The sequence below is a fragment of the uncultured Sulfitobacter sp. genome, assembly GCF_947502895.1.
GTDB lineage: Bacteria > Pseudomonadota > Alphaproteobacteria > Rhodobacterales > Rhodobacteraceae > Sulfitobacter.
Genome location: NZ_CANNBM010000002.1, coordinates 705,835 through 727,805, shown reverse-complemented (window position 1 = coordinate 727,805; position 21,971 = coordinate 705,835). Strand labels below are relative to the sequence as shown.

The window sequence follows — 21,971 nt, the reverse complement described above, 5'->3', positions numbered from 1 at the left end:
TTGCGAAGGTTTGTAAAAATGGGCTGGACACCTGTTAGCAGAGACCCTAGAACGCGCACACCCGACCAGTTCACTGGTCCCGGTGCCCGGGTAGCTCAGGGGTAGAGCAGTGGATTGAAAATCCTCGTGTCGGTGGTTCGATTCCGCCCCTGGGCACCATTTTATATATACAAAACAATGGCTTGCGAAATACCCAACATCTGTCTGTTGGCGCGATTCCGGCTTTCACATAACTTGCACACTCTGACACATGTTTGAGGGTGAGTTTTACGATGGCTGAAAAACACCAAATTTTGGGTGGCAAAGTCCACGTCTACAAAAGACCGCGTAGTGCGGTTTGGCAGTGTTCGACCTATATCGAAGGCAAGAACCGGCGGGTTAGTACGAAAGAAGAAAGCTTGGCAAAGGCCAAGGAATTCGCTGAGGACTGGTATCTCGATCTGAGGGGCAAGAAGGCCCGAGGCGAACTGGTTGCGGAAACAACATTCAAACAAGCCGCTGCGCGATTTGTAAAAGAGTACGAGGTCATCACCGCTGGTGAGCGCAACGAGATTTATGTGCGTGGCCACAAGGCGCGATTGCGGAACCACTTGATCCCCTTCTTTGGGGAAATGGGCTTGTCACAGATCACGCCAGGATCGGTGCAAGACTACCGCATCTTTCGTCTGCAGGATGACCCTGATTTTAAGCCTCCGTCTCGTTCCACGATGCACCACGAAGTGGTCACACTTAGGCAGGTGCTAAAACTGTCCATTCGGCACGGCTGGCTGGCCGCGTTGCCGGATCTGTCTGAACCTTACCGTGCATCAGCAAAAGTCACGCACAGGGCTTGGTTCTCGCCAGAGGAATACAAACGGCTCTACACAGCGACCCGCGCAAATATCAAACGCGCCGAGGGCAAGGCATGGCATCACAGTGCCCAGCAATTGCATGACTTGATCTTGTTCATGGCCAATACTGGCCTGCGCCCTGATGAAGTGAACCGTTTGGAATATCGCGATGTGTCGATTGTGGACGACGAAGGCACCTCTGAGACGATCCTCGAGATCGAAGTGCGTGGTAAACGCGGTACTGGTTACTGCAAGAGCATGACAGGGGCTGTGATGCCCTTCCAGCGGATGGTTGCAAGGAACGACCCCAAGCAGACCGACCTGCTGTTCCCCGCCGACCACAAGAAACAGTTCAATCGCATCCTTGCCGAGATCGAGCTCAAGATCGACCGCGAAGGCAATCGGCGGTCGCTCTATTCCCTTCGGCACAGCTACATCTCTTTTCGCCTTCTGGAAGGCGCGGACATCTATCAGATTGCCAAAAACTGTCGGACGTCCGTCGAGATGATTGAACGGCACTATGCCGTGCATCTGAAGAACAGCATCGACGCGTCTGCAATCAACGTGCGGAAGGGGCGGCTTTGATTGGCCTTGTCTCGAACCTCCCTATTCCTTTTTAAAATCGAAAATCTGAGTGCTGCTGACATATATCTTCTTAAGTGAGTATTCTTCTATAGAGGGAAGTGCCAAATTGGCGTCACAAGGGTGACCGCTTGGCGTGTCCAGAAGTGCCATTTTGGCACTCCTAGTTTTTCGCTTTGCGAGCCGTTAGGTTCAACTCGTACAGATTTGATTTCCCCAAGCCGCGTCTTTTGACGATCAGGAAGTCAGCTTCCTCGAGTTCCTTGATCCATCTGACAACAGATCGCTTCCCCGCTCCCATGTCCTCGGCCAAGGTTTCCTGTCCTGGAAAACAGTGATCATTCTGCCAAGCGTATTTGAGCAGCATCGCATATGTCAGCTTTGCCCCCACGCTGACCTTTTTACTCACAAGAATGAAATTGGGCACCTGTGTAAAACCACCGCCATTGGTGATGACGTCTCCACCTTTGAGGATGATGTTTCTGTCCCGAAGGAGCTGTCCGATGCTTTGCGCTTCCATATCGTCAAATTATATCATGTGGTCGCGCTCTTGGTGCATGGACTAATGCACACCGTCGAAGGGTCGCTGATCACGATTGATTGGAACGTGCGGCACTGGCGCTTGAAGAAATGCTTGATCGGGCTGACCGCCCAGGCGCATCACTTGGGTTTCCAAGTGCCCGATATACCGGCTTTGGCTTAGAAGGCTCGTCTGCCCTTCTTGGTTTTGCTTTGTGAAAAACTCGATCTGCTTGTCACGCACGGCCTTATCGATCTCCAACGACCGGACTTGCGTCTCAAGCTGCCGCTCCCGTTCCGATGGGTTAACGTGGGCATGTTCCGTTTCGCGGTCGTGCGAACGCGTCTGCGCGTGTTCGTACTGGTCTGCACCCGTGTGAACGGGTTCGGGCTGTGTCTGTACAGGTTCAGACAGGTTCGCACCTGTTTGGTTAACCGCCTTTTGTGTCTGAAATTCTAACTCAGAGCGGATCTTAACCGATAGAGAACTTTCCTCTACCATCCACCTCTCACCGGTTGGCGTAGTTTGCTTTTGGGCGTTAACATGCTCATTGCGTGCCCAAGATCGAATGGTTTTCTTGGTGCGGTCAAGACCGGCTTGCTGGCTCACGGCGAAGGCTTGATCAACTGTTAGCCATTTGCGCGATTGGGTGTGTTCTCGTGTGTTCATACCTGAATCGTAACAGGGAAGTGGCGACATCAGTTATTAGTTGTCCACAAGGGCGGAAAGTAGTCATTACTTGCAGCAGCTTGCAGTGCCTACGATTACGAAGCCAAAGCCGACATTTAGTCGAGCGAGCCAATGCAGAAGATCTGCGATTCAACTTCGATTGTGGTTGCCAACTTTTCACTAGAATAGATTGAGAAGCGTGCTTGAAATCGCTTGCCAAGGTATTAATGGGACGTTCATCAGCAAAGTGCCGAACAGCGTTCGATAGCTGGAACTCTTATTATTGTAAGAGAAATCTCAAAATCTGGGAAAACGGTGACAGAAGACACGCTCATGTGTGTAGTATGCCGCGATGTTGAGATTGTCTAACTGCTCCCGAAGGTTAAGAAATTCGCACTCAGCAAAGTGACTCAGTGTAGGCCGACAAGTCGGTTTTCACTATCTAGCGCAAGAAATCTGCCACCGCCTCGAACTTATGCTTCAAAATAAACGGGCTGCAACCTTTTAATCAGTAATTCGAACTCGTGCCCCGGACCTTTCCAGTTAGTGTGGCGTAGCTGTAACATTAGCTCTTCGAATTTCTCTTTTGAAAGCGGCTGCCCACCCAATTTCTTGTTGAAGGTCTCCCATCGCAAAGTCTGATCTATTGCCGGGCATGACAGGAAATCACAGAAAATTAGGTAATCTTCCGCATTGATTTTGGGTTCACATTCTTGGTCGATGAGGAAGTTTGCAGTTTCAGCGCTAAAGCCCTGTCGCATATCTAATTCAATGGATATGTCATGAGGTTCAATTGAAAGTGGTGTAACACCATTGATGTAATGAAGGGCGCACAGAACTGCGAAGTATCCTTTGTGTTTCCCGCCCAAAACGTTTTCAATCACTTCGCGAACGCGATCCTGCACGCAAAATGAAACTGGATCTACCATCAAGCCAAGCAAGAACGTATTTGTAACTTCAAGAGAGAGTGGTCCGGTGTTCTCGATATAGTTATTTCCAAGAAGTTGGCTAAGTTCGTAGGCAAGGAGAGCTTTGATAGATCTTCTTTGGGAAGATGGTAATCGTTTTGAAAGATATACAATTTGTTTCAGAATAAACGCTGACCGAATTAATGGAGGAACTCTAAAATCTACGGACAACAGGTAGAAGAGAATTCTGATAGTCAGCTTCAGGCGACCGAGAAGCTCGTCCAAAACGACTTCTTCGTGCTCATTTCCCAAATCTAATTCGATTAACTTTTGAATGACCCGTCCAATCGCCGAGAAAACCTCTGAGAAGGAATTAACGAAAGAATTGCGCTCTGAGCCTCCCAAGAAGCGAAGTGCATCGAGTGATTTCCGAGCAATTTTTTGTGCGTCGGAGACAACTACTAGTTTGATAAGATCGACAGCTATTGGTTGCGCGAGGGCGTTCTCGAGAACTTCGCAAACTTGGCTTACCTCGTGCTTTACTCGAGAAATTTTTGTGACGAATGGCCTTTGGAGTTCTTCACGTTTCTCAACATTCAGAAAAAGTTTGTACTCTTCCAGTCCGTCAGCAAGAAGATCTTCAAGTGTATTTAATGTGTCCAAGTTCTTTGCAAACAGATGGAAGTCATCCACGTATCGGCGAACTACGTAATCTTTCTCTGGCACAAGCCCTTTTTCTGATGCGCGACGTTCCAATTCAAGGTCTATCTTTTGGAAAATGACTTCTGCAAAAATACGAGAGACTTCAGGACCGACAAGGATACCAGCCGTCTCATTGTAGTTTGCTTTTTGCATGACTGTGTCGAATTGCTGCTCGAATGAGTAATGCTTTGCGTTTTTTTTAGAGAAATCTTTATCTTTTTGCGCCCATGTAATTGAGTGAGTGTAGATATTAAAGAAACACCTAGAGACATCGAGTGTTCTCAGGTGGCTGAAGCGACTTTCAAGTCTAACCAACTCGTTTGATGAAAAGAAAAGATTGAGAAGGAGATACTTCTGGTAAGCAAAAAACGAGGGCGAATATGGAGTGTTTATAACTTCGCCGAGTTGCTGATCAGGCAATCCGAGCGACCAGCGCTTTCTGACGTCTGCAGTACTGCCATTTTGATAGATCCGTAATGTTCCCGCAGGGCGCCTCAGCGAGAATGTACTTCTCGAGCAAGATTGAACGATTGTCTTTTCGAAATCTGATAGAAATTTGGCAATCTTCAACTGATGTGAAGGGTGAATGATCGCCAGTGTGTTCCGAGATCGAAGTGATCTATTAACTTTGTATAAAAAGGGCTTTGTGAAGTCGGAGTTTTCATGACGTAGCCAATCGACTGCCTTCCTTTGTTGATGGTCCAGGGTATCAATTTTAAGTTCCGAAAGGAAAAGGTTATCATTTGTGAAGCCGAAAGGGAGTTCATACGGCAAAGTTTCAGTTAGGATTGCGCGAAGTTCACGCATGCGTTTGTCTAGCTCACTCATGTCCCCACACCTTGCAAATTTGCGACACACGTTGCCTTGTGAAGCGTTTCATTAGTTTTTTCTTAAAGCCCTGAGCAAATGAGATGCGTCTTAACTCATCTTGAAGATGTGTGGGAAGCGACGCAAATCTTGTAGAAAATTCGCTTTGTGGGCCCCAAAGAGCATTCTTCAGCACAACATCGATCGCAATCAACTCATGAGCATTATGATCTTGTTGAATACGCCCTTTCTTGGACGCTGGATAATGACCGCAGTGGGGGTAGTTGTAGTGGATGCCTGTTCTAATCTTTTGCCTTTTTGCCCCACGTGTGTGGCTTGTTTTGTAGACTGATTGGTTGGTACTCAGGTAATTGAGCCGGTTAATCAATAATTTGGTATTTCCATCGTTCATAAACGCATGTAGCGCAAGGAATAATCTGGTTTTTCGTTTGGTGAGTTTTGTCTCGGAAATAGAAATATCGAACTGCCGGGAAGTGAAACTCGATACCTTTTCATGGGCAGAAATTTCGTAACCGAGATAGGTGTATTTTGAGATTGGCAGAGGGTCAGAAGATGTTAACTTTCCAACTGCCCGAACTAAACTCACTTCTGTTTTCTCGTTGAGTTGTAGATTGAGTTTTTTGAGTTCGCTTTCGATAACTGGCAGTACTTCCACCTCTGGTAAGGAGAAAACAATGATGTCATCGGCATATCTGAAGTATCGGTGAACTCCGTATGTTTTTCGAACAAGTCGATCAAAATCTCGCAACGCAATCTCTGCAAAAATTGCACTGATAGCTAGGCCGCGTGGAGCTACAGACTTGGCAACCGCTGGGTCGGAGTAAATTTGTCTTAATACTGCTTTAAGGTTCGAGTCCGTTCTCGTGTCGATTAACAAATTTCGAACGATTGGTTCGGCATCTAAGCTCTCATAAAATGACTTGATGTCACATTTAGTTACACGGTAAGGGCAGGCTTCGCTCGTAGCTTCGACAATTCCATTTACGATGTCTTCTCGGCTAGGGAGGCGAATTCCGCACTGCTTAGAGAGGCATCGGTAGGTTGCGCGTAAGATCAAATCTGTTTCGATGTCTCCAGCGAAGAAGATTTTTTTCCCTGACTTATCAAGTTTAGACTTGATAACTAGGTTGGGCCGGTTGGACATTGCCCGCCCGGCGGCAGAACTGACTATGGAATCGATGTCTTTTTCGAGATCAACCTTCCATTTTCCGGAGTCGCCTACACGAAAGTGCTGCGCTAGGGCTTTTTCGACGTACGGAGATTGAAGCATATCGAACTACTAACGTAAATTGAGGAGGTATTTTGAGAAAATCTTGATTTCCTCTATTATCAGGATGCCGATCATTTTCTTAAAAGTCCATTCCAATATCGGAAATTTTCAATCCTTAATCCAGTTCTACCCATCGAAGCGCGGAATAGCTTGACCAAGGTCTGCTTCGACGGGTCGCAGCGCAGCATCGGTTTCGGCTATAGAAAGTCTAGCTGAGAAAAGTGTCGCCCCTACAGGATCAAGGAATAGCGGAAAGGAGAACCGCAGGTTTTTCGCCGTAACGCACCTCTGCATCGACGCTATGAGCAGATGAAGGGACATTGGCCAGCACACCAGAATAAAGTTTAAGGGGTGCGCATCACACATGGTCCTGCTTTGCGATCCATTCCTCTGCCTCAGCTTGGGTCGGAAAAGTCACATCTGCATTTCTGTGGCGTTTCTCGACGCCGTCTATATTGACCAAAGTATGAATTTCATAAAAGATAGCTTCGCCATCTTTTGATGGCTTCAGAAGTGCTACACGTTGAACCAAATGCTTTTGGGTCATTACCTACTCTTCCTTTTTTTCAATTAACTAAGATCGGTTGGATAGGCGCTTCGTCGTCTAAGATTTTTTTCATGAATGGTGCATCGCTCAGGCGCTTGTGTAGGTTCATCATTCGCTTTTCAGCTTGTCCAACAAATGTATTGTAGAGCATTGGGCGAATGACCGTGCGATCACCATGAGTGCTTGGCTCTCCTTCTTGTGGTGCGATGCTATCGCCCAAAAGGAAACCAGTCACACGAGTATTTGTTGAGATCAGACCTTTTCCGCGCAGTTCTTTGATATACTCCCAGACTTGAGTTTTTTCATCGTTCCCCAACGGAACTCCCGGCTTTTTCAACTCAACAATTATGAGTGTGTCGACGCCGTCTTGATTGTGTTCGCTGTCAAAAGCGGGACGATCATAAAACCCGACGGTACTATCCGGTAAGACTGCAAAATCAGGGCGCTTTCGTGATCCTGTGTCGTCAACTTTAAATAACTCACGGATGACTTTTGTCATTCCCTTGTTTGAAGTGAACTCTATGCTTTCGAATTGTGGCCCAAAAATCCATAATGCTTCACCAAACAGTGGCTGCAACTCTTGTACTTCTTTAGTGTCGCTAGATGCAGCTTTTTGCCGGATTTCTTCGATCAGCTTCAAGCGATTTGATACTTCATCTAGAGCCTCTTTCGCAGATTTCAGAGTCCATTCTTCTAAAAGGCCATTCCAAGAATCAAGATCATTTGGGGTCAACTTATGCAGCTTTTCTAAAAGGCTATATTGGGATTCAGACATTTCAAGATTAGCCAAAACCCCCATGACTTGCTCTAATTGAGTTTCGCTGAAAGTAGGACAGCGTTCAACAAGCTGGTTTAACATGCCATTCCAGCGGTCTTGGCTTAACCGCGGAAGCGTCTGGAGCATAGCTGCATGTTTTTTTGCTATGTTGGTTCGAGTTTGAATGCGCTTTGTTTTAAGAAGCGTCGCAAGCTCATCTCGTATCTGATCATGGACAGCGGCTTTTGTTGTTGTCCACTTTAACTGATCCTCGCGAAAGGCTGACCAGTCCGGCGTTATTTCCGCAGGTGTCAAAAAATCAGCTTCGACTACAAAGGAATATCTCTTTGCTTCTTCAGTACGTCCATCGATCAACTTATCCGAAAAGCTATTCCAGCCCGCTTCGCCTACAAGGCGTCTATTAACCCACCAAGCAATTCCGTGTTGTTTGCTCGTTCGGTCGGCACGAGCTGAGTCCATAATACGTAGAGTTGCCATCCCATAATCAGCGACGGGAACTGATAGCTCTTTGATCAAGTCATTTGGCACATCATCGAAAGTGACCGATACGCCGTTCACATCAACTTTAAAGCTGGGGTCAAGTAAAAAGCGAGTACTCAGAACAGAACGCACTTCGTCTGGTTCGAGTGAGCTTCCTAGCGCCTCAAGTGCTAAGATTTCAGTGCCGTTGGGAAAAGTCCCTTGAATTTCTTCGACAAGCGCAATTTCAATTGGGTGAACCCGACCTTGTGAAACATCAAATACGCAACGCGTCCCACCTTTGCATGTAATTACTCGATACGGTGAAGAGAAATGAAAAGCTGCATGGCGTCCTCTTCCATTATGCCCATAAACACGACGTGGCCGTGCATTTTGGAGGGTCTCAGGTGGCGCAGCGGTATCGCCTTGATGTAACGTTCTATCGTAATCCAACGTCCTCCATCGGGTCGAGAATTCCTTTTTTGTCATTCCCGAGCCGTTGTCTCGGATTGTGAACGGTGTTTTGCTGCTAAGTTCAGGCCACTGAATATTCACTTCAGTCGCAAAACAATCCCACGCATTAGCAACCAACTCCACCAAAGCTGTTGTCGGGTCTGACATAATCGACCCTGCATATTTTCCTAAAAATCGTTCGTCGAATAGAGTTCCCTGAGAGTCGCTCACAACATCGGCCCAATCCATTGAATTTGAATGATTTATGGGATCATATGTCATCGGGCTAGCCGTGCCAATCTCTTTCTGGTTGAATCAATTTCTACACCTCCCATTTAGTGAGTTCATTTTTTGTTCCCAAGGTCGAAATTGCCAAGTCGTCGAGCTTTATTTCGCTTCGCAAGCGCCCGAAAGTGCCACACAAACTATCCAAGGGCTGCCTTACCGAAGCTATAAACTGCAGTGACCGGCTAGATGGATGTCCGCTTTGGGCAGTTAATCGTAGTAAGTGCCGGACAATTGATCACTTAATGGATGCAGCCGAGATACATTGACCCGAAGCGATTGTGGGCGGCTTCAGTAACCTCAGAAGATGCACTTGAATCAACATACAAACCATACGGCTCGACCAGTACAACGGCAAAGTCTTCGTCGTCGATGTCTCCACCGTTGCCCACGCTCAGAAACGCGTAGCGTATGCCTGCCCACATCTCGAACCCCAATTCAATTTCCAAACCATGGTAAACACTGTCGTTCGGTTCATCGACAACGATCGTTTTTGAGATACGTCCGAGTGCATCAACAAGCATCGTTCCGCAGGTGTGAGCTATCAGATCAGCAATCTGGATGCCCGAGACGCGCCGTGAGTCTTGTTCGAAGTGTATCGCGCAATCGTCTAGGCCGCCAATCTCTGCGGCGGTCCTAATCGCTGCCTGCTCAGACGAAAACAAACCCTCATCAAAGAACACCTGATGGCGCTGCTCTCTTAAGGTCGGGTGCAATGTGGCTTTCTTTAAAAGCGCTAGGGACGCGGGGCCGATGTTCTTGTCTCCATCAACGACGCAGACCGCGATCTTACACTTGGATCTTACAAAACCTCTCAGGGTGTCGCGCAGGCGTTGCAAATTTGGATTGTCGCTCATTGTTGTGGAGGATTTGTATTCATACGTCGTGAGATCAAAGCCACACTTGGCAAAGAGCGCTTCCAGTTCGTCATGTGGGTCTTCGTCACAGATCGCGAAAGCCGCGAGGGAAAAGCCATGTGGGTGATGTTTGCTATCGTCTAAGTAGAAATATGCCATGGTCGGGATGTAGTCGCTTGGTCTTCTCCAGAAAAGCCCCGCCAATAAAAAAACCTCCCCTCGAGAGGGAAGGCCCTGTTGTTTTCCATGGTGTTAGAGATCGAAGAGATCGCCTTGGCGGCTGCGTTCTTCGCGAGCTTGCCAGTCTTTGACTTGGGCGGCTGCATCAAGCCAGTCGCGGACGAATTGCTCGAGCGCCTCTTGGGTCATTTCTTCGCCTGCTGGCAGGAAATGCGACCTGTATCCTGTTTCAGTAACAGGCAGAGGACGGATTGAGCGCAGCTCAAGATGTTGGGCGATACCTGCACACCAGTTTGGGATGTAGGTAACCTGGATCTCGCGTCCTTGCCAGATGATGGTGATATGCATCCGAGCGCCCCTAGTATTCTTGGGGCAGCATGATGGTCAGTACCCGCCGCGTTGTATCTAAGTTGGTGGGCTCTTCAGATCCGTATTGGAAATTGAGGTCATAGAGATCAATTTTCCAAAACAGGCGTTCGCCCTCAAAGGTCAGACTGCCAAAGTCATGCTCGCCGTGTGGATCATTGTCGGTGTTGAAGGCGTCAAAGGATTTGATCGCCTCCATCAGGGCACCAAGACCGCCACTGTTTTTATCTTCAAACAGTTGCTGCACGCCAGAGGTCACCAAGACCCGACCTGGAATGGCCGGATCAAGCGCCCGAAACCTGTCGTTCTGACCGGCAATGGTTTTTTTGATACTGGCGGCTGACAGCGGTTGCGCCGCTTCTTCTTTCTGGCCTGTTCCTCCTTTTGGGTCAGTTGCTCCCAGCGAGGCATCTCGCCCCTGCTGGCCGTCTGTCTGTGCTTGGTTGGTTTCATCTAAAGGTTTGGTCATGGTCTTCCTCTCTCGCGGGGCACGTCCGAAGGGTTCGGGCGCATCCAACGGGGGAGGAAAAACGCGCAAGACTTGATGTCCTGCGCGTCCCAATGGTCAGTCTTGTGGGTTCCAAATGAGGGCAAAGTCGTCTTCATTTTGCGACCCTGCAGCGCGGCCAAGATTAGCGTAGAGCGTGCGATTGCCAAATTCAGGGGCGGCAAGTGAAACGCTGAGGTAGTCATTGCCACTCAGTGATTTGCGCCACCATGCGGCTCCGATTTCAACTTCACTTGCCATGACCAGATAGTCGGGCTGGGCCTCGGTTGATTTTTGCTTTTTGACGAACTGGATATTTTGACGAATTGTCATTGTTGCCAGACGCCCTTCATAAGTGCCGTCGGGCTTGCGCGTCACGTGACCGATTGCGGGCATGATGCGTCTCCTTTTGATTGTGATGGGAAAACCGGAATGATCGGCTTGTCTCATCCTACCACGGGTGCGCAGATCGCGCGAATAGGGCAAAACCCTGTGGCATTGCTGCCCAGCCTCAAGCGAGAGGCAGCTCACGGGATGTTTGGGTCAATGCTGGTGCGTTGAGGGCTGAGAGCAGTTCCAGTTGATTGCGCAGCTCGAAGCGCCCGTAGAGCTCGCAAAATGCCTCGCGGATGGTCTGCGGCCGCAAGCCGAGCGATTGGGCAATCTCTGCCAGGGACAGACCTTCTGTGAACAGCTCCAACAGATGCAATTGGCGGGCAGTGAGATCAAACGGGTTGGAGAGATGCGACAGATCAATGCGGCGCGGGGCAAGCGGCTGAAAGCTGACGAGACAGATGCGGTCGCAACGCCAAGGGGATACCTGCAAGGCAAGAGGCGCTCCCATGCAACCATCGTCTGCACGCAATGTCATTGCGTCCTGACCTGAGAGGACAGCGCGCAAGGCCACGCGAAACAGCCCAGATTGTTTGTGAGACAAAAGGCCAAGGCGCTTGGTTGAATTGATCAAGGCGGGATGGGCCTGCACAATCTTCTCCGTCTCGGATGCAAGCCTGTGAACATTCGCGTGCATATCGACAAGGGCCACTGCGAGGTTGAACTTCTCGGCCAGTAAAAAGTCGCCGTCCTGCGCGTCCCTTGATTTGAATTGATTGGTCTCTGTGTGGTGTCGGGCTGCCTGTGATGCCATGTGATCCTCCATCCGTAAAAGGTATGGGGGCTCCCACACTCTGGAGTTCACAATCAGCAAGAGGGAAGGGGTGGTCTAACGGTGCAACCGAAGCCTCGCCGAAATTTTCAAGATTAACTATTGATAATAATGGGAAAGTTTCAGTTGCCGGAGAACGCGCCATCGGGTTGTACAAAGAAGGCTTGGGTGAAAACCTCGCCATTCACTACAATCCTGACCACATATTGACCAACGTCGAGCACGCCAGGACGCCAATACGTGTAGCCAGGCCATGCGTCATCATTGAAGCTGCTACGCCCTGCCACGCGCTCACCGTTCAAAATCCACCACCGCTCAAACGGAGTGCCATCGGGCACGCCGTTAAAGTCAAAGCTGAGGAAGACCTCGTCGACGCCGTGCACAAAGACCGAGACATGCTGGGTGCAGTCTTTGATCTCGGCATCAAAATAGTGGGTGTCACAAATGCGCATATCCGTGATCGCGGGCGGTACGTTTGCGTTCCAAGTCACCCATCCAAAACCGACGAGCCCAACTGCTGCAATCGCCCCAAAGATCCATTTGAGATTGGTGGTCGGTTTTGAGCTTTGAGCTATGGTTTCACTCAAGCTTGCCAGATGCATTTCTGGCGCTGATTTCATGCGGGCCTGCTCGACGCGCCGCGCATGAAGCCGCGCTCCGATCAAAGCTTCATACCAGCTGCGCCGTGCGTGCTCATCATCTCCCGCAATGGCCCAGCTGAGTTTACGGATGTTTTCAGGGGAGGGCATGTTGCTTTGGCTTTGCCAATTCTCAATCGAGCGTTTGTCAGGCGTGCCGTCAAAGGCCAACTCCAACGCAGTCGCTGTCCACGGAATCAAGGTGCCGTCTGGATGTGGGGCGTTGCCCAAACCTCGGGCCCAGAAATAGTCAAAGAGCTCCCAAAAGCTTAAACCTTCGGGTGGCAAGTTACTTGGCCTTGGGGAGCCGGAAGTAGCGTCTTTAAGGGCCATAGTATCAGTTCAAAATTGGATCGAAGGTGGTGTTCACAACCTTGGCGCGAAATGTCTCTCAAATCAATTATGAAATTTGCGCGGTCAATTCATCCCCACACCTGTCGGTTCCGCAAAAGTCGCGCCTGTTTGATGCTGTCCTGAATGCAAAACACAAAAGGGCATAAGACATGAGATTTGAAGTGACCGATAAACGCGAAGAGCGCACCGGCTTGGTATTCAAAAAGCCTGTCTATCTGGCGCGGACAGAGATCCATCTAACGGATGACGAATTTGACGCGCTCAAATCGATGGCGACCTCCAAGGAATGGAAATTGTACCCGCTTGGTGAAATCACAATTACCGACAATCACCGCCGTGAAGTCTCTATGGAGATGTTCTATTCTTGGGCCAAAAAGACCAAGACCTTCAGCAAGAATATCCGAACATCTTTGCCAGAAGGGCGTGAGATGCAAATTACTGAAGCCAAAGAAGTAGCGTCGACACTCAAGCAAGTGCTCGAGGCGAGATTGTCAGCGCTGCAAACGACTGATGATGACATTGCTATCGAGATTTGACCTGTGACCGATGCAGAGGTGAATCTGAAGCTGGCTGTGATCGGGGCCAGTGTCTTGGGTGTGATCGCAGTAGGGTTCTTGATGCTCTATGTGATCATCCCCGTCTTTCTTGTGGCGGCTGTGATCGATTTCACCATGCGGCAAAGTTACAATAGCAAGCTCGCCATTGCCAAGTCAGGAAAGGATCTGGTCACCGCTCCCGATATCCGTAGTTTTGAAGCGCGCCTCATGGACGGTGAGGTTCTATTGGCTTGGATGGTTGACCTGCCTGGTGATGGGCGTCTCGATATCTACCGCGTCACCGGACACGGCGGTGGCTCGATAGATGAATTGGAAATGCGGGGCTCTTGCATCCACTCAACAGGCTTGGAGTGCACAAGCGATATGGATAGTTTGTTCCGCGATGTGGGGCTTGCCGATGACACCTATTATTACGTCCCCGTTGTGTCGGGGGCGGTCGTAGAAAAAACACCGCTGGATTATCATTTCTTCGATTTTGCCAAAGAGGTGCAATACCGCACGCGGCGCACGCGTAGAGTGATGCGCGGGGAAGCTGTGCCTGTTGTTGTGGCCCCTGAAGTGATCGAGCAAATCCCAGACTTGCGCGACGAGCCAAGCCGGATTGCTGACGATGTCGTGGCCCATATCCGCTCGCGGCGTCAGTTTGACAATGACCTTGATGCAGCCATTGCGCGGATCAGCAGCAATGAGGATCTGACAGAGGCAGAGAAACAAGAAGCCATCGAGCTCTTGGAGACGCGGGCCAGCCCCATATGAAAAGGCCCTGTGATCAAATCACGGGGCCTTTTGTACGCTCATGCGGTGCGGGTCTGATCCTTCAGACTTTGCAACGCATCTGCGAGATACTCCAAGGTCAATTGTTGCCGGTCTGGCGCGTGGTGCAAAACTGCCGTCCAGGCTTCATCAAGCACTTTCATAATGTCCCACAGAATAGCGCGGGCGTTAGGATGGGCCGCCCATCGTGCACGGCCTTGATCAGCGGTGATGATGTCGCGCATCAGATGCGCAAAATCTGTGCTGCTGCGCAATCCTGTGATGCGAGACCGCACCCATGGCAAATCGACTTTCCAGTCGGCTGCAAATTGCAACAACAGATGGATGTAGCTGTAGCGTCCGGACGGGGCAAAGCCTTTTGCTTTGTCTTTGGAACGGGTTGGAGAAAGAACAGTCATGGTAAGCTCCCTTGTGTCATGAACAGACGGAACCGGATCGATGATCAGGCTCCGTTCTGGCCACAAGACCCTCTTTGGGAGATGCCGTGATGTCTCAAATCATACCGCAAAAGAGCAAATTTGGCCAATTGGAACTGGTGCTGGGTACGGTCGCTGAAGATGTGATGAACGGCATAGGCCAGGTGATCGAGACGCCTGATATTGTTGCTCCAGAAAAAGCCCGTCAACGCCACATGCATATCGTTGGTTCAAATGGTTCTGGCAAAAGCCGGTTCATGCGCACCTTGATCCAACAAGATATCCGTGAGGGGCGGGGGCTTTGTTTGATCGATCCGCACGGCACTCAGTGCCAAGATATTTTGAAATGGTTGGCAAACAGGCCGCGCCTTCTGAAACACCGTAAGGTGCGATACTTCCAGATCGGGAGAGGGGAGAGCACAGTCGCGTTTAACCCACTTGCGATCAGTGATGTCCGCCATGCACATGCCACGGCCACGCGGGTGGCGGATGCGATTGGCAGGCTCTTTAGCGAAGAGGAATTGCGACACCAGCCCCGCACCCATGAGGTGCTGGTGCTCTTGCTTATGACACTTGCGGAAGCAGGGCTGACACTTGCGGACTATCCGCTGCTTTTGAACCCGCGCTACCGACCCGATGTGCAGCCTTTGATGGATCAGTTGCAAAACAGGTTGGCCAAAGAGCAATGGGCGCTACTGACGCGCTACAAGGACAATGACTTTCTGGAATATGTCTCCTCGGTTTCAAGACGCTTGTTCACACTGATGGCCAATCCGGTGATCGGGGCCACGTTTTCTCAAGTGGAGACGGCGATAGATCTGCGCGCCTCAATGGATCGTGGCGAGATCTTGCTGTTTGATCTGAAAGACACGGAGATCTTTGACAAGGATGTCGCGCAGTTGTTTGGGCTCTTGTTGATATCCAGCCTGTTTGGGCAATCCAAGCTGCGCGACAACACGCGACCCTATTTCCTCTATCTTGATGAAGCGCATCGCTATCTCTCGGGCAGCAACGTCTCGGAAATGTTCGAGGAGTGCCGCAAGTATGGGCTGCATTTGGTGCTGGCGCATCAAAATTTGGGTCAGCTTAGGGACGCAGGGGAGCGGGTGTTCTCGACTGTGATCAATGAGGCGGAAGTGAAGGCGGTGTTCTCGATAAAAGAGCCCGATGATGCAGCCTATCTGGTGCGATTGATGTATCGAGGCGGCATGATTGATCCCACGCGGGTCAAAGACGTGCTGACCAAACCCACGGTCGTTGGGTATTCAATCGGCTATCTTGAAGGGCAATCACTGTCCGAAAGCTCGGTCAGTGGAACAGGGCAAAACAGCGTGGCTGGCAGTGCAATAAGCCTGACGCCAGATGCAGGCATGCTGATGTCGCCAACAGAGCTGGGGCAGATGACCTCGCAATCCTCCAGTGATGTGCAATCTCGGGCACAGGGTAATGCCAAGACCACCTCAAAGTCGCAGACCTTGATGCCAGTGATTGAGGATCGCGCCTCGGGCACCTGGCCAATTGAGGAGCAGATCTTTGTGCTGGCCGATGATCTTGCGAGCCTGCCGACGCAATACGGCGTGATCAGCATTGGTGGTCGGATCAATATGAAGTTTCGTGCGTTGGATGCGCCAGATGAGGTTGTTTCATCATCCGTGTTCAACTCGTTTCTGGAACGGTTAGTTCAAGAAAACCCTTATCTGGTTGGGCTCGATCAAACCGAAAAGGAAGTGCCCGATTTGCCGAAGCGTGCTCCGCCACGGGAAGTGGATTTTCTAGAGTGAGGTGGGCAGCTTGACAGACTTCCGCTATACGGACCTATCTATATTTGGCTCATTGGTTACCAATGACCGGCCCCAGCCAATATGTGGTGTTTATCCAACGAGTGGTCCGCCATAAATATGAGTTTATCCTGGGTCTAGAACTCACCCCATTTCCGATGAGGGCATACGATAGCTAAATGCGCTGTCCTGCCTGATTGAGTTGTACCGAAGACGCCATTGGCGATCAGAATTTGGGCTTCTTGGAGGCCATGGAATAACTCACCGTCGAGGGGTTGTCGCGGAACCAGGCACTGTAGCATTTCGAACGCCCGTTCTCTCAAGGGGAACCTGAGTCAATTTAAGCCTCTTGAAATATGAAGTCAGACAAGAAAATTATCGATTGCCAACACCAGTCATGGCCGTATCACTTTTCAAGTTTAAATTCGTTTGCATCAATCACAAGTAGAGAATACGTTTGCAATTAGGGAGATAGATTTATGTTGCGGATTTTTCTTGCGTTGCTGTTTTTAGCAGCTTGTGGTCCAACTGGAAACAAGGACATAGTTGCGCAATATCAAAACACAGCCAGAACCGTTGGTATTACTCCTGTATACCCCCCTGAAGAGTGGTTGCAAGTTGGTGATGTTTTCGTTCAATCTATTCCCAAGTCTGACGGAGGGTTGTCGTTGCGGAAAAACCCAAATGACAAAGTTCAATTGTTTTTTGGCGCATCCGACACTTTTCTTAAGGCCACTGAGAAGTTTATGGGAACGCGCATAGCGTTTCTGCGAACTAGCGTTAAGCCAGCTGCGAACGGGACGGTTGCAACCCAATCCGACTTCTTCGGTGGCAGATTTCGAACCCGCGCCGAACTAGACGTAGAGACACTACCGATTGTTGCATTTCCTGAGGTGACAGCGGATGCAGGAACAAACCTTGGGTTTAGTATTGTTCGTTTATTCCACGCTATTGGAATAGGTGCCGGACAGCGGACACAGGTCATTCTAAATTTCAATGACGTTCGCAAATACGGCATCCCGAAGCTAACAGGCTATACTGCAGCAAATGCTGGTGCGCTTGAAATCTACACAGCAGCAGCCACAGACACGCTTGGGGGCGCAATTGACCTGAATAGTGCGGTGACCAATCTTCACGTAGCAGTGAACGAATCTCTTAGACAAGAGCTCCTCAATGAAGCTCAGCGACTCAAGTTGGTGGGAGCTGGTGGATCGAACTCCCTTACTCCAATACCTGATCGCTGCAAACGATTTCTGGTGTTAACGGAAGTTTACGTAACACGAACAATTACATACACTTTCCGCAATGCTCAGATTCTGGCCCTCGCCGCGCAAAGTCTTTCGAAAGAGGATAAGGATGAAACAGCAGTTGGCAGCGATGGGCCCGACGCCATCCAGACGAATATAGTTCTAAATGGAACCTTCCCAAACGCGGCAGACGGAACTTCTAACTCGCCTGTGACGATCGTGAACCCTGAAGCTCTTCAGACGGCGGTCACAAGCAGCCTGGCTCAAGCCAAAGCTGGAGAAGGCCTCGTATTCAATAGATTTACCGCGCGCGGCGCTGAGTTCCGCCAAACTTTTGAGCGCCCAGTGGCGATTGGCTTTGAAGCGATCGGAGTTGGTTTCCCTACCCAAGATTTATTGCTTAATTCACAGTCGAAAGAGAAATTTGAAGATTGTTTGATGTGATGAGCCAAAAGAAGGAACAATAGTTATGAAGGTCGTTGGTATTGCTTGCGTAGTATCCCTTGCCGGAGCTGCAAGCTCACTTGCAGACGGGCCAAAGTTCAAAGTCAATGAAGCGCCACTCTACCAAATGGAAGCCCCGCTTGCTTCTAACGTAGCCGGAAGCGATAGCTTGAACGTTGAAATTCTTCGCGATCCGTCAGGAGATATAACCCAACTCGATCTGCTAGTAAGTAAAGAAACAACGGCGGCCAGACGTTGTCCTTGCGTGACTGTATCGATCAATCCGTTTATTTGTGTGACAGTGCCATGTGGCGGCGGAACATTTTCTGTGCCTGATGTGATTGTGTTTCAGGAAATGGAGCCATCGTCTGACATGCCGCGTTCGATGCGGGTCTCCAGACCAGATACGGGCGAACAGATCATTTTGACTCTTCCTGCCTTAATTGTTGGTGAAGACGGGAGTTTGGAAATGGAGCAATGAAGGCCGCCCTTGCAATCCTGAGTTTAGCATTCGCGCCAATATGCGCGTTTGCTGACGTCGTAGCTCTTGATCAAAAGCCTTTTTCTTGCGATGAAAAGGACTTGATCTGTCAGGAAAACATCGCGGATCTTGCTAAATTGCATTGGCAAAAGCACCTCGTTGAGGCTGAGCTTGCAATCGAAGCCGAAAAACTCAACAAATGGACAGCCATCGCCGCGACAACAGTTAAGAAGGCCGAGGCCGAAGAGAAGCTTCGTGAAGCCATTGAAAAGCAGCGCGCGGCTGCGCTTCTGCGGTCGCAGATGCAGCAGGATGCACGCATCAAAAATTCTCCTGGACTGAAAATCAGTCAAGCAGTTGTTTCCAGCTCAGACCGCGATGTGTTGCCGTGTGATGCACTGCCTTATGTTCGATATGAATGTGCAGTGCGAACTGACTGCTTAGATAATGAAGACAGCGTCTGCCCGAGCAAATTTGATTGTAAGCTAACGCTTTCAGAGGCAGGCATGTGCTATTTGCCTCCAAACTCCAAACCACCTTTCCACCTTACATTGTCATACTCCTGCAACGGGGGTGCAGCTAAACCGATAACAGTTTCGACACGAGCGTCGTTTGCGTTTTTGGTCTGCGACTTACCATAGATCAGCTCGTCAATTATTTCTTCTTTTCTGTCGTCGCCCGCAGAAGCGCGCTTTGCACTTGAGCAAATTGAGGGCTCCGGACACGACGCTCTTGCTCAAATCAACGACCAAGAATATGAAATTCAAACCCGCAAACTCTCGTCATGAATGAGAGAACTTCGGGGGGTAGGTCAACATCTATCCGAAGTGCAGCACCCGAGATATTGGGCTCACAGCTGCCGTCCGCTGCAAAAAGATAATCGTCTGCTAAGCCTACCGATCTGCACGACACCGTCTTCCCCGTTAGTCCATTCAAAAACATTCTTCTGAACCTGTTCCTTGGTCATGAAAAGGAACAACCCCGCTGGCGCTTTGTCAGCAATCTCTGACCGAAACGCTGCTTTCATCGTTTCCACCCGTTCGTCGGAGGTCGTGACGGTCAACACTCGAAAATTCTTGATCCCAAACTGTTTGAGATGCAGCTTGCGCTCGAAGGTGTCCGCGTAGGAATGCAGCTTGCGGGCAAAAGAGCTCTGCCCAATGTCGCGTCGTGTAATAGGCATGGTGCCACGATCAATCTCCACCATGAAGTATGCCTTGTTCTTCCCTTCGGGTTTGTTCGTGTAGTGCAGGCCAAAGATGATGTCGGGCACGATGGCGAGCTCATGCCATTGATCATTCCAGTTGATGCGTGTCTGCCAGCGAAACGGATGGCGCTTGCGGCGGGTGGCCTCGGGGGCGGCAGTGAGCATGTCATCTTTGGTGATGATGCGGGTATTACCTGAGGTGCGGCACGCAATTTCCATTGCCACCATGAAGTCTGAAATTCCAAGCGTGTGTTCGACGAACTTTTCTTTCACGCGGCGGTTCTTCTCTGTCCAGTAAACATCGGGCAGGGGCATCTGAAACCGGTTGGCAAGAAGTGCGGCCCCCTCATTGCCCAAGGCGTAAACCATTGGGCGTTTGTCCGCATAGGACAGGGCCATCATTTGGGCGCGGGGCCGGTCGACATATTTCGCATCATAAAGCTCGCGCAGGCGGCGTGTGATGCCTTGGCGACTGGTGCCATCCGTGAGGGCAAGCAAGTGATCTGTCGTCAGGAAGCGGTGCTGTTCCAATGCCAAGAAGATCGTGATGTCTCGCTCGGTTAATTGAATGGTTGATGATGTGCTGCGCCTGAACCGGGATTTCTTCGTTGTCATTAGATTATTGTACCCTAGGGAGATGCACTGTTGCCCCACAGGTGTTGGTAACCCTGCGCTCTAATAGAGCGGGCTTTGTCCAAAGCGCGTGCGGGTGTTGCGTATCACACGGTCACGACTGTTCGTGGTGACATGGCCGTAAGGCACTGTGATTTTTTCAGGCTGACGACGTTCTCCATTGGACAAGGTGACAGCAAGCGCCTCTCCCCTGCCTGTGGCACGAAGGCTGCTGGCAGTGTGCGGGTGGGTTTCAACCGCGAGCTCTTCGGCGTCTTTACCCGAAAGCGCAAATAGCAACATCGATCCGACATTGCCCAAGATCGCCTGTTTGATGCGTGGCGGCAGCTGATCCAGGTATTGGTGTGCGACCACCAGTGAAAGCCGATATTTTCGCGCTTCAGAGACAATGTTGTCAAAGGCATCTGTCGTGAAATTCTGAAACTCATCGATATAGAGATGGAAGTCTTCCCTCTCATTCTCGGGCACATCTGCGCGTTCCATCGCGGCCTGATAGATCGCAGTAGTGAGCAATGACCCAAGCAAGTTTGTCATGTCTTCCCCCAATCGGCCCTTTGACAGATTCACGATCAGGATCTTGCGATTGTCCATCATGTAGCGCAGATCAAAGCCTTTCTTGGTTTGCCCTAGGATATTGCGCATGATCGGATTGCGCATGAACGCGCCAACCTTGTTGAGCACAGGTGAGATGATTTCAGCGCGAAGGCGTGGATCATATCCTGCAAATTCAACCAGCCAAAAGTCCCGTACTATTGGGTCCGTCACGTGCTCCAAAACACGACCGCGAAACTTCGGATCAGTCAGCATCGGTGGAATGGCAAGCATCGTCATGGGCTTCCCTTCCGGTGCCTCCATCAATGCAGCCAAGGTGTTCGCCAGGACGTGCTCCATTCTGGGCCCCCAACTTTCGCGCCAGATCGAGCGCAAGCTGGCGACGATGTTTGATGTGGCTACAGCGCGGAGGTGCGGCGGCACACGCCCCAGCGGATTGAAGGCCAATGGAAAAGCAAAATCCGACGGGTTGAAAAAAACAACGTCACGTATTCGGTCACGCGGGATCGCATCTGCAATGGCGTCGGCCAAATCACCATGAGGATCGATAAGCCCAACACCTTTCCCAACGAGCAGATCTTGCAGAATGCACGACTTGAGAAACGTTGTTTTCCCGCTGCCCGTTTGACCGATGACATAGATATGCCTGCATCGATCTTCTTGGGACAGCGACAAAAGCTCATCGTCCGTGCTGGATGAGCGGGTACCAAAATGCAGTTGTGGGTTTGTTTCGTTCATACGCCGAAAGCAGCGCAGGGTTCGTACCGCCGACGGATTATCGGTGAACTGCGACAGGCAGATAGCCTGCGCTGGTTTCGAGTATTTAAACTCCAATTATATCATATACTGGTGGGGGTTTGAACTTTCCATGTCCGCTAAGAGTGACCTATGACAGTTGCAGCTCTAAAAATGAGATGAATACAACATTTTTCATTACGGGTCGGTGCTCTATGCATTAAGTAGTTGTCTTAAACCAGAACGGATTCGGTTAGAGGCTAATCGTT

22 protein-coding genes and 1 tRNA gene are annotated in these 21,971 nt (G+C 50.1%); 8 read left to right on the top strand and 15 right to left on the bottom strand.

Translation table 11 applies throughout. The features are described from left to right. Positions 1-84 precede the first annotated feature (84 nt). A tRNA-Phe gene (locus Q0903_RS11530) sits at positions 85-159 on the top strand. Between the two features lie 113 nt (positions 160-272). Then, entirely contained in the window at positions 273-1,415 is a 1,143-nt protein-coding gene (locus Q0903_RS11525) for a hypothetical protein (RefSeq protein ID WP_299415376.1), read from the top strand. A gap of 160 nt (positions 1,416-1,575) precedes the next feature. Here the strand turns inward: Q0903_RS11525 and Q0903_RS11520 are convergent, their stop codons facing one another. The 12 genes from Q0903_RS11520 to Q0903_RS11465 all read right to left on the bottom strand — a co-directional run bounded on the left by Q0903_RS11520 (position 1,576) and on the right by Q0903_RS11465 (position 12,725). Continuing rightward, on the bottom strand, positions 1,576-1,932 hold the full coding sequence (locus Q0903_RS11520; RefSeq protein ID WP_299415375.1) for a helix-turn-helix domain-containing protein: 357 nt from the start codon (positions 1,930-1,932) through the stop codon (positions 1,576-1,578). Positions 1,933-1,974: 42 nt separating this feature from the next. Continuing rightward, positions 1,975-2,601, bottom strand: a complete 627-nt coding sequence (locus Q0903_RS11515) for a hypothetical protein (protein WP_299415373.1) — start codon at positions 2,599-2,601, stop codon at positions 1,975-1,977. Positions 2,602-3,074: 473 nt separating this feature from the next. Then, positions 3,075-5,039 carry an antiviral reverse transcriptase Drt3b gene (gene drt3b / locus Q0903_RS11510; protein WP_299415371.1) on the bottom strand — a complete coding sequence of 655 codons (1,965 nt, stop codon included), beginning with the start codon at positions 5,037-5,039 and terminating at the stop codon, positions 3,075-3,077. Continuing rightward, the gene (gene drt3a, locus Q0903_RS11505) at positions 5,032-6,309 is read right to left on the bottom strand and encodes an antiviral reverse transcriptase Drt3a (protein WP_299415370.1); all 1,278 of its coding nucleotides are present in this window, start codon (positions 6,307-6,309) and stop codon (positions 5,032-5,034) included. The genes drt3b and drt3a overlap by 8 nt, the downstream gene beginning before the upstream one ends. Positions 6,310-6,667: 358 nt before the next feature. Next, complete coding sequence (locus Q0903_RS11500) at positions 6,668-6,856, bottom strand: hypothetical protein (protein WP_299415368.1); 189 nt, start codon at positions 6,854-6,856, stop codon at positions 6,668-6,670. A 19-nt stretch (positions 6,857-6,875) separates the two neighbouring features. Beyond that, a complete protein-coding gene (locus tag Q0903_RS11495; RefSeq protein WP_299415366.1) occupies positions 6,876-8,828 on the bottom strand; it encodes an ATP-binding protein in 1,953 nt (650 codons plus the stop codon). Between the two features lie 245 nt (positions 8,829-9,073). Next, positions 9,074-9,847, bottom strand: coding sequence for a DUF3800 domain-containing protein (locus Q0903_RS11490; RefSeq protein ID WP_299415363.1), 774 nt, complete (start codon positions 9,845-9,847; stop codon positions 9,074-9,076). Between the two features lie 93 nt (positions 9,848-9,940). After that, a complete protein-coding gene (locus Q0903_RS11485) occupies positions 9,941-10,216 on the bottom strand; it encodes a hypothetical protein (RefSeq protein ID WP_299415360.1) in 276 nt (91 codons plus the stop codon). A 10-nt stretch (positions 10,217-10,226) separates the two neighbouring features. Beyond that, positions 10,227-10,703, bottom strand: a complete 477-nt coding sequence (locus Q0903_RS11480) for a DUF3768 domain-containing protein (RefSeq protein ID WP_299415357.1) — start codon at positions 10,701-10,703, stop codon at positions 10,227-10,229. 96 nt (positions 10,704-10,799) lie between these two features. Continuing rightward, the gene (locus Q0903_RS11475) at positions 10,800-11,117 is read right to left on the bottom strand and encodes a DUF736 domain-containing protein (protein WP_299415355.1); all 318 of its coding nucleotides are present in this window, start codon (positions 11,115-11,117) and stop codon (positions 10,800-10,802) included. A gap of 115 nt (positions 11,118-11,232) precedes the next feature. After that, entirely contained in the window at positions 11,233-11,868 is a 636-nt protein-coding gene (locus Q0903_RS11470; RefSeq protein WP_299415353.1) for a LuxR C-terminal-related transcriptional regulator, read from the bottom strand. A 140-nt stretch (positions 11,869-12,008) separates the two neighbouring features. Further along, positions 12,009-12,725 (bottom strand): hypothetical protein, encoded by a 717-nt coding sequence (locus tag Q0903_RS11465; protein ID WP_299415350.1) that lies wholly within the window; start codon positions 12,723-12,725, stop codon positions 12,009-12,011. A gap of 302 nt (positions 12,726-13,027) precedes the next feature. On the opposite strand from Q0903_RS11465, the gene Q0903_RS11460 reads away from it, so the two are divergent. Next, a complete protein-coding gene (locus Q0903_RS11460) occupies positions 13,028-13,414 on the top strand; it encodes a hypothetical protein (protein WP_299415348.1) in 387 nt (128 codons plus the stop codon). A gap of 3 nt (positions 13,415-13,417) precedes the next feature. Beyond that, the gene (locus Q0903_RS11455) at positions 13,418-14,191 is read left to right on the top strand and encodes a hypothetical protein (RefSeq protein ID WP_299415345.1); all 774 of its coding nucleotides are present in this window, start codon (positions 13,418-13,420) and stop codon (positions 14,189-14,191) included. Between the two features lie 38 nt (positions 14,192-14,229). Here the strand turns inward: Q0903_RS11455 and Q0903_RS11450 are convergent, their stop codons facing one another. Continuing rightward, a complete protein-coding gene (locus Q0903_RS11450) occupies positions 14,230-14,607 on the bottom strand; it encodes a hypothetical protein (RefSeq protein ID WP_299415343.1) in 378 nt (125 codons plus the stop codon). Positions 14,608-14,696: 89 nt separating this feature from the next. On the opposite strand from Q0903_RS11450, the gene Q0903_RS11445 reads away from it, so the two are divergent. The 4 genes from Q0903_RS11445 (at position 14,697) to Q0903_RS11430 (ending at position 19,216) form a co-directional block, all read left to right on the top strand. After that, the gene (locus tag Q0903_RS11445) at positions 14,697-16,406 is read left to right on the top strand and encodes a TraM recognition domain-containing protein (RefSeq protein ID WP_299415340.1); all 1,710 of its coding nucleotides are present in this window, start codon (positions 14,697-14,699) and stop codon (positions 16,404-16,406) included. A gap of 476 nt (positions 16,407-16,882) precedes the next feature. Then, positions 16,883-18,094 carry a hypothetical protein gene (locus Q0903_RS11440; protein ID WP_299415339.1) on the top strand — a complete coding sequence of 404 codons (1,212 nt, stop codon included), beginning with the start codon at positions 16,883-16,885 and terminating at the stop codon, positions 18,092-18,094. Positions 18,095-18,119: 25 nt separating this feature from the next. Beyond that, the gene (locus tag Q0903_RS11435) at positions 18,120-18,575 is read left to right on the top strand and encodes a hypothetical protein (protein WP_299415337.1); all 456 of its coding nucleotides are present in this window, start codon (positions 18,120-18,122) and stop codon (positions 18,573-18,575) included. Further along, positions 18,572-19,216 carry a hypothetical protein gene (locus Q0903_RS11430; RefSeq protein ID WP_299415336.1) on the top strand — a complete coding sequence of 215 codons (645 nt, stop codon included), beginning with the start codon at positions 18,572-18,574 and terminating at the stop codon, positions 19,214-19,216. The genes Q0903_RS11435 and Q0903_RS11430 overlap by 4 nt, the downstream gene beginning before the upstream one ends. Before the next feature lie 209 nt (positions 19,217-19,425). Here Q0903_RS11430 and Q0903_RS11425 read toward each other — a convergent pair whose 3' ends face one another. Further along, on the bottom strand, positions 19,426-20,397 hold the full coding sequence (locus Q0903_RS11425; protein WP_299415333.1) for a replication-relaxation family protein: 972 nt from the start codon (positions 20,395-20,397) through the stop codon (positions 19,426-19,428). Between the two features lie 60 nt (positions 20,398-20,457). Next, a complete protein-coding gene (locus tag Q0903_RS11420; RefSeq protein WP_299415330.1) occupies positions 20,458-21,705 on the bottom strand; it encodes a type IV secretory system conjugative DNA transfer family protein in 1,248 nt (415 codons plus the stop codon). Positions 21,706-21,971: the final 266 nt, after the last annotated feature.

Bases quoted from the DNA above. Each gene is read 5' to 3' on its own strand.
- Q0903_RS11520 (WP_299415375.1), bottom strand. From the start codon at position 1,932: ATGGAAGCGCAAAGCATCGGACAGCTCCTTCGGGACAGAAACATCATC.
- Q0903_RS11480 (WP_299415357.1), bottom strand. From the start codon at position 10,703: ATGACCAAACCTTTAGATGAAACCAACCAAGCACAGACAGACGGCCAG.
- Q0903_RS11500 (WP_299415368.1), bottom strand. From the start codon at position 6,856: ATGACCCAAAAGCATTTGGTTCAACGTGTAGCACTTCTGAAGCCATCA.
- Q0903_RS11440 (WP_299415339.1), top strand. From the start codon at position 16,883: ATGTTGCGGATTTTTCTTGCGTTGCTGTTTTTAGCAGCTTGTGGTCCA.
- Q0903_RS11525 (WP_299415376.1), top strand. From the start codon at position 273: ATGGCTGAAAAACACCAAATTTTGGGTGGCAAAGTCCACGTCTACAAA.
- Q0903_RS11420 (WP_299415330.1), bottom strand. From the start codon at position 21,705: ATGAACGAAACAAACCCACAACTGCATTTTGGTACCCGCTCATCCAGC.
- Q0903_RS11475 (WP_299415355.1), bottom strand. From the start codon at position 11,117: ATGCCCGCAATCGGTCACGTGACGCGCAAGCCCGACGGCACTTATGAA.
- drt3a (WP_299415370.1), bottom strand. From the start codon at position 6,309: ATGCTTCAATCTCCGTACGTCGAAAAAGCCCTAGCGCAGCACTTTCGT.
- Q0903_RS11485 (WP_299415360.1), bottom strand. From the start codon at position 10,216: ATGCATATCACCATCATCTGGCAAGGACGCGAGATCCAGGTTACCTAC.
- Q0903_RS11495 (WP_299415366.1), bottom strand. From the start codon at position 8,828: ATGACATATGATCCCATAAATCATTCAAATTCAATGGATTGGGCCGAT.
- drt3b (WP_299415371.1), bottom strand. From the start codon at position 5,039: ATGAGTGAGCTAGACAAACGCATGCGTGAACTTCGCGCAATCCTAACT.
- Q0903_RS11450 (WP_299415343.1), bottom strand. From the start codon at position 14,607: ATGACTGTTCTTTCTCCAACCCGTTCCAAAGACAAAGCAAAAGGCTTT.
- Q0903_RS11515 (WP_299415373.1), bottom strand. From the start codon at position 2,601: ATGAACACACGAGAACACACCCAATCGCGCAAATGGCTAACAGTTGAT.
- Q0903_RS11445 (WP_299415340.1), top strand. From the start codon at position 14,697: ATGTCTCAAATCATACCGCAAAAGAGCAAATTTGGCCAATTGGAACTG.
- Q0903_RS11430 (WP_299415336.1), top strand. From the start codon at position 18,572: ATGAAGGCCGCCCTTGCAATCCTGAGTTTAGCATTCGCGCCAATATGC.
- Q0903_RS11435 (WP_299415337.1), top strand. From the start codon at position 18,120: ATGAAGGTCGTTGGTATTGCTTGCGTAGTATCCCTTGCCGGAGCTGCA.
- Q0903_RS11460 (WP_299415348.1), top strand. From the start codon at position 13,028: ATGAGATTTGAAGTGACCGATAAACGCGAAGAGCGCACCGGCTTGGTA.
- Q0903_RS11470 (WP_299415353.1), bottom strand. From the start codon at position 11,868: ATGGCATCACAGGCAGCCCGACACCACACAGAGACCAATCAATTCAAA.
- Q0903_RS11425 (WP_299415333.1), bottom strand. From the start codon at position 20,397: ATGACAACGAAGAAATCCCGGTTCAGGCGCAGCACATCATCAACCATT.
- Q0903_RS11490 (WP_299415363.1), bottom strand. From the start codon at position 9,847: ATGGCATATTTCTACTTAGACGATAGCAAACATCACCCACATGGCTTT.